Source organism: Gracilibacillus sp. YIM 98692 (assembly GCF_010993965.1).
GTDB lineage: Bacteria > Bacillota > Bacilli > Bacillales > Amphibacillaceae > Gracilibacillus.
The window spans coordinates 1-14,691 of sequence record NZ_WIXM01000008.1 but is presented as its reverse complement, the minus strand read 5'-3'; the positions used below and the strand labels follow the sequence as shown (position 1 = coordinate 14,691).

Annotated in this window: 9 protein-coding genes; 7 read left to right on the top strand and 2 right to left on the bottom strand. The window is 36.3% G+C overall.

The genetic code is table 11. The annotated features are described in order from the left end of the window. Nucleotides 1-2: 2 nt before the first annotated feature. Both GHD00_RS09650 and GHD00_RS09645 read right to left on the bottom strand, forming a co-directional pair. Entirely contained in the window at nt 3-1,601 is a 1,599-nt protein-coding gene (locus tag GHD00_RS09650) for a response regulator transcription factor (RefSeq protein WP_163537958.1), read from the bottom strand. A gap of 12 nt (nt 1,602-1,613) precedes the next feature. After that, on the bottom strand, nt 1,614-3,410 hold the full coding sequence (locus GHD00_RS09645) for a cache domain-containing sensor histidine kinase (RefSeq protein ID WP_163537957.1): 1,797 nt from the start codon (nt 3,408-3,410) through the stop codon (nt 1,614-1,616). A gap of 368 nt (nt 3,411-3,778) precedes the next feature. Here GHD00_RS09645 and GHD00_RS09640 point away from each other — a divergent pair, with 368 nt between their 5' ends. The 7 genes from GHD00_RS09640 to GHD00_RS09610 all read left to right on the top strand — a co-directional run bounded on the left by GHD00_RS09640 (nt 3,779) and on the right by GHD00_RS09610 (nt 14,382). Next, nucleotides 3,779-5,110, top strand: coding sequence for an ABC transporter substrate-binding protein (locus GHD00_RS09640; RefSeq protein ID WP_163537956.1), 1,332 nt, complete (start codon nt 3,779-3,781; stop codon nt 5,108-5,110). 186 nt (nt 5,111-5,296) lie between these two features. Next, a complete protein-coding gene (locus tag GHD00_RS09635; RefSeq protein WP_163537955.1) occupies nt 5,297-6,181 on the top strand; it encodes a carbohydrate ABC transporter permease in 885 nt (294 codons plus the stop codon). 9 nt (nt 6,182-6,190) lie between these two features. Further along, nucleotides 6,191-7,015, top strand: a complete 825-nt coding sequence (locus GHD00_RS09630) for a carbohydrate ABC transporter permease (protein ID WP_163537954.1) — start codon at nt 6,191-6,193, stop codon at nt 7,013-7,015. Nucleotides 7,016-7,030: 15 nt separating this feature from the next. After that, nucleotides 7,031-8,755, top strand: coding sequence for a glycoside hydrolase family 66 protein (locus tag GHD00_RS09625; protein ID WP_163537953.1), 1,725 nt, complete (start codon nt 7,031-7,033; stop codon nt 8,753-8,755). 153 nt (nt 8,756-8,908) lie between these two features. Then, nucleotides 8,909-11,503: a glycoside hydrolase family 66 protein gene (locus GHD00_RS09620; protein WP_163537952.1), complete on the top strand. Its 2,595-nt coding sequence runs from the start codon at nt 8,909-8,911 to the stop codon at nt 11,501-11,503. Nucleotides 11,504-11,673: 170 nt separating this feature from the next. Then, nucleotides 11,674-13,707: a beta-galactosidase gene (locus GHD00_RS09615; RefSeq protein WP_163537951.1), complete on the top strand. Its 2,034-nt coding sequence runs from the start codon at nt 11,674-11,676 to the stop codon at nt 13,705-13,707. A 21-nt stretch (nt 13,708-13,728) separates the two neighbouring features. Next, nucleotides 13,729-14,382, top strand: a complete 654-nt coding sequence (locus GHD00_RS09610) for an SGNH/GDSL hydrolase family protein (RefSeq protein WP_163537950.1) — start codon at nt 13,729-13,731, stop codon at nt 14,380-14,382. Nucleotides 14,383-14,691 lie beyond the last annotated feature (309 nt).

Here is a 14,691-nt window from a genome sequence, read left to right as displayed (position 1 = left end):
TACTAATTTGATTTCTTTTGTTGAAATTTACCAGGTGGCATATGGTAATATTGCTTAAATATTTGTGAGAAATGTTTAACACTAGTGTATCCAACTTTCTCAGCGATGTCATAAATTTTGGCATGAGGATATATTTTAAGAAACTTTGCTGCTTGTTCCATTCGAACACGAGTTAGAAATTTTATATAAGATTCCCCTGCATTTTTGTGAAAGCTATTACTTAAGTAACTAGAAGTTACACCAACTTCATCAGCAAGAAGTGATAGGCTAAGCGGCTCACCATAATGAGTATATATATATCGTTTGGCTTGTGAGATAATATCCTGCTGAGTATCTTTAGTTGAAGGTGAGACCATAAATAATTTTATAATCGATTGAAATAAGTCAATAATTTCCTCTTTTGTTAAAGTTTTTTGCGAATCTGGAATCTTAAGCCTTTTTAATGCTTGGTCCTCAAATTTTTCATAAGTATTATCTAATGAGACTATCTTTTTAATAAGATAATAGCCGTATCGGTATACAGAAAGTTTACTAGTATCACTCATTAAATCTATATATTCTTTGCATGCCGTAGCATAAATCCTTTCATTATTGTTTAAATAACCAGAAATAATATCATTGATGTTTTGATTTAATACATCACTGAATAGCTGTAGATCAACTTCGTGTTCATCATATAAGTAAAGATTATCACCACCATCTTTCAATTTGCTTAACCAAGCGGTTTTAGCTAAATTATAAGATGACTGCAGTTGTAAAATATCAGTGACACGTCGTCCCACAGAACTTGTCATGGTAAGGTTTGTATATTTTTGCAATGCATTGGAAACAGTAACATGAATATGTGATATAAGATCTTCTAGTTGCCTTTCTTCTCCTGTTAAAAGGATAATCGTTCGATGAAATTCATCTGCTGCAATTTTCCCCATGTTTTGATCTTCCACTGTTTCTTTAGCTATTCTATTTAAGATATAATGATAGATTGGAATATCTTTATATGGAACGTTTTGATCCAAAATGTGTTCTCCATCTAGGGACATAATCATAATAACACCTGTATTTGCCATTAGATTGACTTTCCATTTTGAAACCACTGGCTCTAATGCATTTAATTCTAAATGGTTCCCGGTAATGATTGCTTTCAGGTAGGTCCGAATGATGTGCTGCTTTGAATCTTCTGATAATAGTTGTATCGTTTTATATTCCGAAGCTTGATCTCTTTCACTTATCAATTCCCTAGTAATTTTATCTATTGCTGAAAACAGCTCTTCCATAATAAGTGGTTTTAACAAATACTCTTTCACACCATATGCAATCGCTTCTTGGGCTAGATGAAATTCATTATATCCTGATAAGATCATTATTTTTTGATTGGGGTTCTTCTCTTTTACTACACGGCACAACTCCAATCCATCCATAGTAGGCATTTTGATATCCGTTAATATCAAATCAAAATGTATATTCTCATATTTTTCACAGGCCACTTTGCCGTCTTCTGCAAGTGCTGTGACTTCCCAATCAGGATGTAATTCAGGAATTTTTATTTTTAGAAAGTCTCTTGTTAGTTTTTCATCATCAACGACCATAACTTTATACATCATATCCTTCCCCTCTTAAAAACGCTTTGGCAGATGAATACAGACACTCATCCCTTTACCTGGTTCACTATCCATAGAAAGCCCATAAGCATTTCCGTACTTCATTTTGATTCTGCGATGAACATTCAACATACCAATTCCTAATCCTTTTCCTTCCCAATGTGCAGTTTCATCCCTATTTGTAGATTCCGGTAGCTGTTTTCGGAATGCGTTTAATTCTTCGTTCTTCATCCCTTTTCCATCATCTTTAATAAAAAATTGTATTTCCTTTTCGTTTTCTTCACTGTACATATATATAGTTGTTTTTTCTCTTTGATTTTCAGAGCCGTGAATAACCGCATTTTCAACAATAGGTTGAAATAATAAAGCTGGGATTTTATAGTTCATCCATTTTGGATCGATATCTATTTCATAATCTAACTTTCCTTCAAAACGACTGGATTGGATATTAAGGTAAGCATATAATAAATCCAATTCACGTTCTAGCGGGATTTCAGTTTCCCATAATGTAATATTTTGCAAGATTTTACTCAGTTGATTGATGTGTTCTATTCCTTTTTCTTGCTCTCCACTTTGAATGAGTATACTTATCATATTCAGTGTATTTAAGATGAAATGTGGCTTAATTTGATTTGATAATACATTCATTTGAGCTTCTTTCTGCAAATACTTAGCTTCATAGACTTCCTTTACTAGTTTCGTATTTTCTTCTAACATATTTTTTATTTCACTTACCATTTCGTTAAAAGAAGATCCTAAATATCCGATTTCATCATTTCTGTTTGTCGGAAACTGAACAGAAAGGTTCCCTTGATTAATTTTTCGCATTAAACGAACAATCTCAAAAAGCGGTTTCAAAAATGTTCGAACAAAGAAAAATAAAATGATTAGCGCTAAAAGTGCAGAAACTAATGCTAATAGGAAAGCTACATTTCGAGTCTGTGCAGCATTTTTATTTAATTCTTGAACAGAATTGACCGCCACAATCGTCCAATCAGAACGAGATAATGTGGTGGAATTAATAAGAAATGATTCTTCCTCCATATTATAAGTGATATACTCTTCGTCAGTATGTTGTATTGCTTCGGCAAAGGGGACTTCTGGTTGTTTCATATTTGAAAATACAATGTTTTGGTTCTGATCGATGATAAAAATTCCGCCCTCAGTACCCATATCTATTTTATCTACCATTTGTTGAATGCCTCTATAATTAGCATCCACTTTAATGACACCAAGGGTTTCCATCGTATTATTTATACTGCGTAATTGTTTGACAATGGAAAATACTTTGGTTTTTGGGTTATTGACCAACTGCTCCTCATGGGTAGATACAAATATAGGTTTTTGTGTGGATAATGCTTCTTGATACCAACGATATTGATTAGGATTGACAGTACTATCAATACTAGATCGATATCGTTGACTTGAATATATTTCTGTCCCTGAAAGGATAAATACTTGTAATATATCTTTTCTCGGAGTAATCATCATTTCTGCTAAATAATCTTCAATCGTTCGCCTTTTTTGTAATTGTTGTAGCGCTGATAATTCACTGTCTTGTTCTAAAGCCTTCATCATATTCTCATTAAAATAGGGTGCATGTGATAGTCGAAAAAGTTCGTTCAGATATGAATCGACATTAAATGAAAATTGCTCAATAATTTGTTGTACTTTATCAGCTGATTGCTCCTCAAAGTCTTTGGTGTATTGAAAATAGGAAAGGATAGATACCACAGAAACAGAACCTAACAAGAGAAGAGCGGTGATGGTTAATAATTTTAATTGAATACTCCAATCTCTGTACTTCTTCAATAAGACACTCCTCTCTTTATGAGTGTAAGAAGACCCCCCACTGATGGAAGACTCACTTTATCACGGTGAACAACCGTCCGTAAGCCCCACTTGAAAACTTAGAATAATGAAAGAAGTAGAAGTGGGGGATAACGGATGCTAGCACCCTGATAAGTTTCGCTAACCACCAGTGGGGGCGAATAACCCCCACTGATGGAAGTCTCACTTTATATGACAATAGTAACATCTTTTGGCTGTAAAAAAATATGTAATGTTGCAAAGTGCAAAAAATCGAACCCTCATCTAAAAACTAAGGTATTTGCCCAGTGGATAACTTAAGATAACATTAAAAGTGTAATAATCACATTGATTACTAAAGGAGGAAAAGTATGACAAGATTTATGATGTACATGACATTTATCAGTTTGCTATTCTTTGGCATTGTAGGTTGTTCAGAAGGAAACAGCACTAATTCAACATCTGATAATGATTCAGAGGGCGGCGAGGATGTAGAAAATCAAGAAGATGTTAGCTTGAAACTATTTACTGGAAAAGTGGAAACGGTTGATTTGATGGATGAACTTATTGCCGATTTTGAAAGCGCTAACCCTAATATTCAGGTGGAACAAGAGTATGCCAACGATGCTAGTAACGTAATGAAGGTGAAATTTGCTTCAGGTGACGTACCTGACATCACAACGGTTATTACGCAAGATTATATGGATCAAGACAGGTATATTGATTTGTCAGACGAGTCTTATTGGGATCGAATACTACCATCTATAAAAGAATTGAACACGGATATTAAAACAGGAAACACTTTTTCCGTTGCTACAAATGTGACAATGGCGGGTATTTTTTATAATAAAGAAATATTTGCAGAACTTGGTTTAGAAGAGGCTCAAACTTGGGATGAATTTGTAAGCAATCTAGAAACTATCAAAGAAGAAAAGCCAGATGTGACACCATTATTTTTACCTGGAAAAGAAGTTTGGAGTTTAGGACATTTGGTTGAATTTATGGCACATGGAGAGATAAAACAAGAATTAGGTATTAGTGATTCAAGAAAAGCGTTTATTGAAAATGAGAAAGAAAAATTAGGCTTTTCTGATCCTGAAGGTCCAATGGCTATTTTTGCCGAACGCTTAATGGAATTGCAGGATAAAGGACTGATTAATGAGGATGCTTTAACTGCATCGTATGACAATCAAAAGGACGCTTTTGTGACTGGTAATGCAGCTATGATTAGTCAAGGGATGTGGGTAATGGGAGAATTGCTAGATATAGACCCTGAAGTTGCTGGCAGAATTGGTTTTAGTCCATATCCACCATTAAAAGAAGGTTCTAAACCAGTGGTATTATCAGCAGAGGATTCTAAATATGCGATCACTTCAGCCTCAGAACATCCTGAAGAAGCGAAAAAGTTTTTAGAGTTTCTTATGAAAGATGAAAATGTGAAGAAATACAGTGAAGCGATTAAATCTCCTCCTTCTTTTACGGATGTAGACGCTGATTGGGGACCGATTAAAGATGAAACAAATGCCGTTCTTGAAAGCGCTGTAAATATACAATTTACCGATTGGCCATCTGGTTTTTCAGGTGATGATAATGGACGAATGGTACAAGAACTGCTCGCAGGAAAATATGACGGATCAGATTTAACAGAGTTTGCACAAGAGTATGCGGAAACATGGAATAAGGCTTGGGAATCTACACAATAGTAGGATGACAAATGGTTGATAAGCGTAACGTATCCCAATGAAAAAAAGAGGCCGTAAAATATGATAGATGATCTTTCGGTCTCTTTCGCTTTTTTCTAGACGATAAGTAATGTTGTAAAGAAAAACGAAGACTTCGACATCACAACTTGAGCAGGCGGTCAAGTTTGTTTTAGGGGGAAGTAGAGTATGTATAGTTTATTAAATAGGATAAATACTCGATTACATTTATTTATGACTGTTCCCGCTGCTTTGTTATACGGTATATTTTTCATTTACCCACTTATACAAGGTATTGGAATAAGTATGACAGATTCCAATGGCGTAACAGAGCCAAATTTTATAGGATTACAAAATTTTATCGAATTTTTTAATGATGATAGAGCAAAAGGTGCTCTAATGAATACGATTTATTTTGCAGTGGGAAGCGCGCCGTTATTAAATATTTTCGGGTTAGCTTATGCATTATTTCTTGACCAAAATATTCGAGGTAGAACTTTTATTCGAACCATAGTGTATATGCCAGCTGTTATCAGCCCTCTAATTATGGGGTATATATGGTATTTTATTATGCAGCCGCAACGAGGCTTTTTGTATCACGTACTAGAAAGTATGCACTTAGGGTTTTTAAACGGAAATTGGTTAGCGGACAGTTCCACAGCACTTAATGTGATTATCATGGTTAATGTTTGGCAATTTGTGGGGATGACGATGATTATTTATCTAGCTGGTCTGCAAGGGATTCCAGGAGAGTTATATGAAGCAAGTAAGATTGACGGCGCTGGATACTTGGCAAGACTTCGTTATGTCACCATACCAATGTTATATCCTGCTATCAAAATCAATGTGGTGACCAATATTATTGGTTCTTTGGCGGTTTTTGAGATCATTATGGCTATGACGGAAGGTGGCCCCGGTTATGCAACGGAGTCTATGAGTATCTTTATCATGCGTATGATGTATGGAAGCTTTACAGGTTATTCAACGGCTGTTGCATTGATAATGTTTGTGGTAATCGTTATTCCTGTTTTTATATTTCTTAGAGCAACTAAATCAAAAGAAATGGAAATGTGAGGGATTACAATGAAAAAAGTATCTATATTAGCCATTAAATATATCGTGTATGGAGTCATGGTCGCTATCTCTATTGTTCCGTTTTATATTTTATTTTATTTATCTGTTAATTCACCATCACGCTCCTACTTTGAAAGCATGAATTTGCTTCCGGATTGGCAGTTTTATAATTATATGGAAGCATGGAAACAATCAAATATCGGCTTATCCATTTTCAATTCTATTGTTATTACGGTCGGTGCTTTAGTATTACTAGTTTTGTTGGCGAGTGCAGCAGGGTATTCTATTGCACGTTTTCCAAATGTTTTTAACCGTACTGTTTTTATTGTATTGCTTCTGTGCATGATGATTCCGGCAATTATTGTAACAGTACCTTTATATACGTTAATGAAAGATATAGGTGGTATCAATAGCCGTTGGGCGATGACATTACTGCAAACTTCAACAATGCTGCCTTTTGCGGTATTTCTTTACACAAGTTTTATTAAATCCATCCCTAAAGAGATTGAAGAGTCTGCTATTATCGATGGATGTACTCATTTCACTGCGTTTTGGAGAGTCACCTTTCATTTCCTGAAACCGGTAAACTCGTCCGTCGTGATCTTAGCTGGTATGCGTATTTGGAACAACTATGACCAGGCTATTTTCTTCTTACAGGATTCTTCCGTCCGTACTATTCCGTTAGCGGTAAGTGCATTTTTTCAAAAATATGGAGCCGATTGGAATTTAATGGCTGCCGCTTCTATGATCGGTTTATTGCCTGCTGTGTTGTTGTTTTTATTTTTCCAAAAGTCATTTGTTAAAGGGATTACGACTGGTGCCATAAAAGGCTAGAAAGGATGATGATAAATGATTACTCAAACTAGAATAGATGATTTTCACCCTTCTAAGGCTCAATTTTCGTTTGAAGATAGGATTTCATTTTTAATAAAAGTAAGAAGGCATCATCAACAAGTTTTAGCTAAATTAAGAATTTATTACTTACATGAACTAATTGAGGAACAAGAAATGAATCTGTCAGAGAATAATGTAGAAGAAATTGTTTTAACACGTAAAAAACTTCTTCCGGGAGGATATGGAGCTGTGCTGGAACTCTGGAATGCTTCCGAAGAATTAGTTTGTACAGCCCAAACGGCTTTTGATGTAGTGAATCACTGGAGCGAAGCCCCACGATATGGATTTTTATCTGACTTTCATCCAGGTCAGTTAGGAAAAACGGATGATATAGACTTTCTAAATTCCCATCATATTAATGTCGTTCAATTTTATGATTGGATGTATAGACATGATCAACTCTTACATCCTGATAAAAGGCAGTATACGGATCCAATGGAAAGAGAATTGTCACTTGATGTAGTGCAAGAGAAAATAAAATTAGCACATGAAAAAGGAATGAAAACAATGGCATATGGAGCCATGTATGCTAGTTTAAAAGACTTCTATGAGGAGCATAAAGAATGGGCACTATATCAAAATGATGGTCTCCCATATACACTAGCCGATACATTTTATATTATGGATATCTCAGAAGATTCTCCTTGGAATAATGTGATTATACCTGAATTAAAACAAGTAATAGAATGGGGGTTTGATGGGATTCATTTAGACCAGTATGGTTTTCCGAAAAAAGCACTACGTAGAAAAGATGGTAGGAAAGAAATCGTAGATCTATCAGAGTGTTTTACTCCATTTATTAATCGAACGGTAACAGCATTAAAACAAGCAAATGAAGAAGCTGGTCTGATTTTTAATAATGTTAGCAACTTTCCTACATATGCAACTGCTCAGTCAGATCAAGACCTAGTGTATATAGAAGTATGGTCACCAATTAATAGTTTTCGTGATTTAAAATTATTAATGGATGAAGCAAAAAGTTATGCGGATTATAAGCAAGTCATTTTGGCTGCATACTTAGGTCCATTTAATCCTAATAGTGAAACATTCGATCAAGTTAAAGCTGAAAATGGCGCTTTAACTACTATGGCTACTATTTTTGCAAACGGGGGTTTTCATCTATTGATTGGAGAACACTATAACGTCTTAACTGAAGGATACTATCCTAACTATGGAGAAATGAGTCTATCATTTCGACAAGAAATTAAACATTATTACGATTTTATTGTTCGTTATCACGATTTACTTTATAACAAAGAGCTTATTGATCTGTCCTTCACCCATACGGGAGGGTATGTCAGTGAAATAGGTCGAGATAATGAGTATGAGTTTGAGTGTGGGGATGTGGTATTTGCCCCTCATGGCCATCTTGGTACCGTTTGGACCATAATTAAAGAGAATGATAAGTATTTAGTCATTCATTTCATCAATTTATGTGGTTTCAATAACGATGGATGGAATGAAGTGAAGGAATCCCGTCCAAATCGTATAGAAGGTATTTCAGCAAAAGTCTTAATGAATGAACAGCTTGGTGGTGTTTATTGGGCTAGTCCTGATGAGAAAGATATTTCACCACAATCACTCGAGACAAAACGTGTAAGAGGAACAAATGGCTATGTTTATGAAGTAGTATTACCTAGCTTAGACGTGTGGTCTATGATTTATTTTGTAAAAGCGTAATGTTTGATTATATAGGGGCTATGGAATAATGCCCCTTTAAAACTTTGCACTAAAATGAAAGCGAATTCATTGGAGGGGGTGATTTTACTAGATTCATTCATTTTTTGTCTGCTGTCATAAAGTGTCTGATTAAATGAAAAAGGAGGAAGTAATGTGAAAAAGCTGTTAATGAGTTTACTAATTGTCATTTTGATTCATCCCATTCTTTTAGATGTTCAGCCAGTACAGCAGGTAAAGGCAAATTCTGATGATTTCATCCAGCGTGTGTATACCGACAATGCAATGTATGATCCAGGTAGTCCGGTGAATATTACAGTGGAATTACAAAACAATGGATCATCAGATTGGACAGGTGAAATTCACCTTTTGATCAATCACTTGGAGAGCGAAGTTTATTCAGACTACACCACAGTAACAGTGAATGCAGAATCAGAAACAACGGCCACCTTCACTTGGACAGCCCCACCAGAAAATTTTAAAGGTTACTTTGTAGAAGTATCAGCAGGTAGTGATAAAGGTTATACAGCTGTTGATGTATCAACCGATTGGACGAGATATCCTCGTTATGGATTCATGGATTATTATAAAGAGGAAGAACCTTATGCTGAAGTGAGAAGCAGAGTCCAACAAACGGTACAAGATTATCATACGAACGCATTTCAATTATATGATTGGATGTGGCGTCACGATAATCTCATCAAAAGAACGGACGGCACTATAGATTCCTATTGGGAAGACTGGGATGGTAATCTAATTTACTGGGATACAATCAACAATCTTATTGACGCCATTCATGATCAAAATGGTGCGGCAATGCCTTATACTATGAGCTATGCAGCCTATGAGGGTTACGAGCAACGTGCAGTGAGTCCAGAGTGGGGTATTTACGAAGATCAAAATAATGATAGTCAAGTTGGTTTTAATTTCGGTGATGATGATCCTTATACGAATTTATGGTTATTTGATCCTTCTAATATAGATTGGCAAGGCCATATGTATGATGAATACTTTGATGCTATTAATACAGCAGGTTTTGACGGTATCCATCTGGATCAACTGGGTGAGCGTAATAATGTGTATGATTATGATGGAAACTTAGTTGATCTAGAAAGCACATTTTCTAATTTTGTTAATAACTTACAAACAGATCTTGAGAATAATAATTATGGGGATAAAATCGTTACTTTTAATATAGTGAATGGCGCTAGAGATGGTTGGGCTGCAAATGATGTCCTTCAGAATGCCGATACAGATTTTGATTACAGTGAGATATGGGAAGATGCTCCGACTTATTATGATTTAGCAGATTATGTTACGCATGCTCGTAAAGAAAACGGTGGCAAAGCCATGGTGTTGGCAGCTTACCTTAATCATGAGGAAAACCCGGGCGATCGATATGAAGCAGAAGATGCAACTTTAACAAATGTAGGAACAAATGACAACCATTCTAATTATACGGGAAGCGGGTTTGTTGATCAGTTCGGTGAAACGGGTGATGCCGTTGAATTTAATATTTCAGTCCCAGAAAACGGGAAATACAGTTTAGTTTTTCGATATGCTAACGATACAGGATCTCCTGCAACGCGAAGTGTTTATGTTGATGGGAATGAAGTGGAACAATTGGAGCACATAAGTCATGGAAGTTGGGATAAATGGAATTTAGGAGCATATTCCGTTGTGGAGCTGGATTCAGGATCACATACTGTTCGTATTCAAGTAGATGAAGAGGATGAAGGTTATATAAATTTGGATAGCTTAACACTTGGAACGTTTGATGAAGAAGCCGTTCGTTTGGCTAATGCTGCAATGGCCTCTAGCGGAGCCTTTCATATTGAAATGGGTGAAGGAGATCAAATGCTTGGTCATCCATATTTTCCAAACCACAATAAACAAATGAGATCCTCTTTAAAAGAAGCTATGAAACATCATTATAATTTTATTACCGCATATGAAAATTTACTTTTTGATCCAGAGGTAATTCCAAATGACACAGGGGAACAATTTATCGATATAGCTGGAGAAGACATCAGTGGTGATGCTAAAGAAGATACGATTTGGTACAGCCTAAAGCGCACAACAGATTATAATATGGTCCATTTAATTAACTTGACAAATAATAATGAGACAGAATGGAGATATAGTAAAAATGAGCCAGCATTAAAACAGAATCTAGATACAAAAGTATATATAGGTGACCAGGAAACAATACACAATGTTTATTTGGCATCACCTGATATTTATGGAGGAAAAACGGAAGAAATTTCTTTTACAACAGGAAGAGATGAAAACGGTAAGTATGTATCATTTACTGTTCCATCCCTTAAGTATTGGGACATGATTTATATGAAACGTACTTTTGATGAGCCTGGTTATCATGTGTATGAAGCAGAAGAAGAACTCTTAACGAATGTGAATGTTAATAATAATCATTCAGGTTATACGGGAAATGGGTTTGTGGATCAATTTGCTGAAGAGAACGATGGTGTTTCATTTGTTGTCGCAGAGGCGCAAATAGGAAGTAATACATTAAAGTTTAAATATAGTAATGGAGGAAGTGATGCAACAAGAGATGTATTTTTAGACGGAGAATACGCAGGCACCATTTCATTTACAAACACTGGCGGATGGGATCAATGGGCCTATGCGGGTCTACCTGTTGATCTTACGGATGGGTATCATACCGTTGTTTTATGGTATACAGGGAATAATCAGGCCGCTATTAATTTAGATCACCTTAAATTAGAATAGCTTACCTAACTACAAAAATTGCATAGGAGTCACAGAAGTCACGTTGTAACCAGACAATTTCCAGAATAAACAGAGAAAATGTTTTTTCTATCTGAATAAAGAGGATTTTGTCCCAAAATAGCGAATACTTTTATATAGTATTCGCTATTTATAGTTAGGAGGACTCTTACATGATACACAAAAGCTTACCTAAGATTTGGTATGGAGGCGATTATAATCCAGAACAATGGGGAGAAAAGGAATGGTCCGAAGATATTCGGATGTTTAAGCTAGCAGGGATTGACGTAGCAACTATTAATGTTTTCTCTTGGGCTTTGAATCAGCCGAGTGAAAATACATATAATTTTGAATGGTTAGATGCGACGATTGAACGTTTATATCAAGACGGTATCTATATTTGTCTAGCTACAAGTACGGCAGCACATCCCGCATGGATGGCAAAGCGATACCCTGATGTTCGTCGTGTTACATTTGATGGTAGAAAACGACAGTTTGGCGGACGACATAACTCTTGTCCGAATAGTCCAACGTATCGAACATATGCAGAGCGGATGGCACAACAGTTAGGGGAGCGTTATAAAAATCATCCTGCAGTCCTAATTTGGCATGTTTCGAATGAATATGGAGGTTATTGCTATTGTGAAAACTGTCAAAAGGCGTTTCGTGTCTGGTTAAAAGATAGGTATGGTTCATTAGAGGCTGTTAATGAAGCTTGGAATACCAGGTTCTGGGGACATACTTTCTATGAATGGGATGAGATTGTAGCTCCGAATGGTTTAAGTGAGGAATGGAAAAACGGTCAAAATACAAATTTTCAAGGGATTTCGTTAGATTATCGAAGATTTCAATCCGATAGTTTACTGGATGTCTTTAAGTTAGAACGTGATGCGTTAAAACATCACACACCTGATATTCCGGTAACGACCAATTTAATGGGGCTTTATCCAGAACTGGATTATTTTAAATGGGGAAAGGAAATGGATGTTGTTTCATGGGATAACTACCCATCGATTGACACTCCGGTAAGTATGACAGCCATGACCCATGATCTGATGCGAGGATTGAAAAGTGGGCAACCGTTTATGTTAATGGAGCAAACACCGAGCCAGCAAAATTGGCAGCCATATAATGCCTTGAAACGACCTGGTGTGATGCGATTATGGAGTTATCAAGCCGTAGCGCATGGAGCTGATACGGTGATGTTTTTTCAGCTGCGTCGTTCTAGAGGTGCTACAGAAAAATATCATGGTGCAGTGATTGAGCACGTTGGGCATGAGCATACGAGAGTATTTCAAGAATGTGCCCAGCTTGGTAAGGAATTAGCTTCTCTTGGTGATCAAGTTCTCGATAGTCGCGTTAAGGCGAAGGTGGGGATTGTCTTTGATTGGGAAAACCGATGGGCGATCCAATTATCAAGTGGACCTTCGATCTCTTTAGATTATGTGAAGGAAGTACACAAATATTACGATGCTTTTTATCAGAAGAACATTCCTGTTGATATGATTAGTGTGGATGAAGATTTAAGCCAATATGATATTGTCGTTGCACCTGTTCTCTATATGGTGAAGGAAGGCTATGCAGATCGATTAAAGCAGTTTGTAAAAAATGGCGGTACTTTTGTCACTACCTTTTTTAGCGGTATCGTTGATGAGCGGGACCTTGTTACTTTAGGAGGATATCCTGGAGAATTGCGGGACTTAGTTGGCATATGGGCAGAGGAAATCGATGCGTTACACCCTTCTCATTACAATGAAATCAAATTTGAAAACGCTTATGGTTCTTTAAATGGTGAATATAAGTGTAATATCTTGTTTGATTTAATTCATGCAGAAGGTGCAGAAGTGTTAGCAACATATGGATCTGATTTTTATCAAGGCATGCCAGTATTGACCAAAAATGCATATGGAGAAGGCAATGCTTACTACGTTGCTTCCAGTCCCGATCAACCTTTTGTTCAGGATTTTGTGGAAACAATTACTGCTGATAAAGGTATAAAAGGTGAGTTCGTGTCAGCAAAAGGGGTGGAAGTAATAGCTCGTGAAAAATTCGGGGAAAAATATCTATTTGTGATGAATCATAATACGGAGACATCAAGCTTTGAATTAGGAGAAACCGTTATGGTTGATCAGATTACAAATGAAACATACAACGGAACAGCTCAAATAAAAAGTAAAGATGTGCTCATTTTAAAAGAAATGAATTAACTACGTGTGGAGGAGAAAGTGATGAGACTAAGGGAAAATCGAAAATTATTATTTATTGGAGATTCTGTTACAGATTGTGACCGTGCAAAACCAGAAGGAGAAGGGCTATTTCAAGCATTAGGAACTGGCTATGTTTCGATTGTGGATGCTTTTTTGCAAGCCACTTATCCTGAGTTAGGGATTCGAGTAGTCAACAAAGGCATATCAGGAAATACTGTTCGTGACTTAAAAGCAAGATGGGGAGAAGATGTCATCAGCCAAAATCCGGATTGGCTAAGCATTATGATTGGTATCAATGATGTTTGGCGTCAATTTGATTCTCCTTTTATTAAGGAGAGGCATGTATATATTGATGAATATGAAGAAACACTGACACAATTAGTAAAAGAAACCAAACAACAAGTGGAAGAGATCGTTTTAATGACTCCATACTATATTGAAACAAATGAGAACGATTTGATGCGCAATAAAATGGATCAGTATGGGAAGGTTGTAGAAAGTGTAGCACAAAAAGAAGATTGTCTATTTATTGATACACAAGCTGCCTTTAATCAAGTCCAGGAAAACTTATATGCAGCAGCGATTGCCTGGGACCGTGTACATCCTAATGCAACAGGGCACACGATCTTAGCCAAAGCCTTTTTAAATAAAGTAGGCTTTGATTGGACAAAATAAAGATCAGTTATACAGGGAGAGAACCATAGAATTGTTCTATGGTTCTTTTTTTGTTTATTTCAGAAAGTCTGTTTTCTAAAAGATGGCTGCCAATTACAATAAACAGCATTGCATAATATCCATAAACTACGACATAACTTTTGAAAACTCGTTTCACGATGAGTGCTTAATCCGACGCTGTGAAAAAATACTCGCTTTCCGGGGGCAGCACCTCAGCCCTCCTCGCTCACGAAACCTGTTCGCTGTGGGGTCTTCGGAAGCTGCTCTTCGAGGCCACTGAAAAACTGTGCTGTTTTGAGTGAAAAAGAA

Coding starts and splice junctions, on each gene's coding strand:
- GHD00_RS09650 (WP_163537958.1), bottom strand. CDS start 1,601: ATGATGTATAAAGTTATGGTCGTTGATGATGAAAAACTAACAAGAGAC.
- GHD00_RS09640 (WP_163537956.1), top strand. CDS start 3,779: ATGACAAGATTTATGATGTACATGACATTTATCAGTTTGCTATTCTTT.
- GHD00_RS09635 (WP_163537955.1), top strand. CDS start 5,297: ATGTATAGTTTATTAAATAGGATAAATACTCGATTACATTTATTTATG.
- GHD00_RS09630 (WP_163537954.1), top strand. CDS start 6,191: ATGAAAAAAGTATCTATATTAGCCATTAAATATATCGTGTATGGAGTC.
- GHD00_RS09625 (WP_163537953.1), top strand. CDS start 7,031: ATGATTACTCAAACTAGAATAGATGATTTTCACCCTTCTAAGGCTCAA.
- GHD00_RS09615 (WP_163537951.1), top strand. CDS start 11,674: ATGATACACAAAAGCTTACCTAAGATTTGGTATGGAGGCGATTATAAT.
- GHD00_RS09610 (WP_163537950.1), top strand. CDS start 13,729: ATGAGACTAAGGGAAAATCGAAAATTATTATTTATTGGAGATTCTGTT.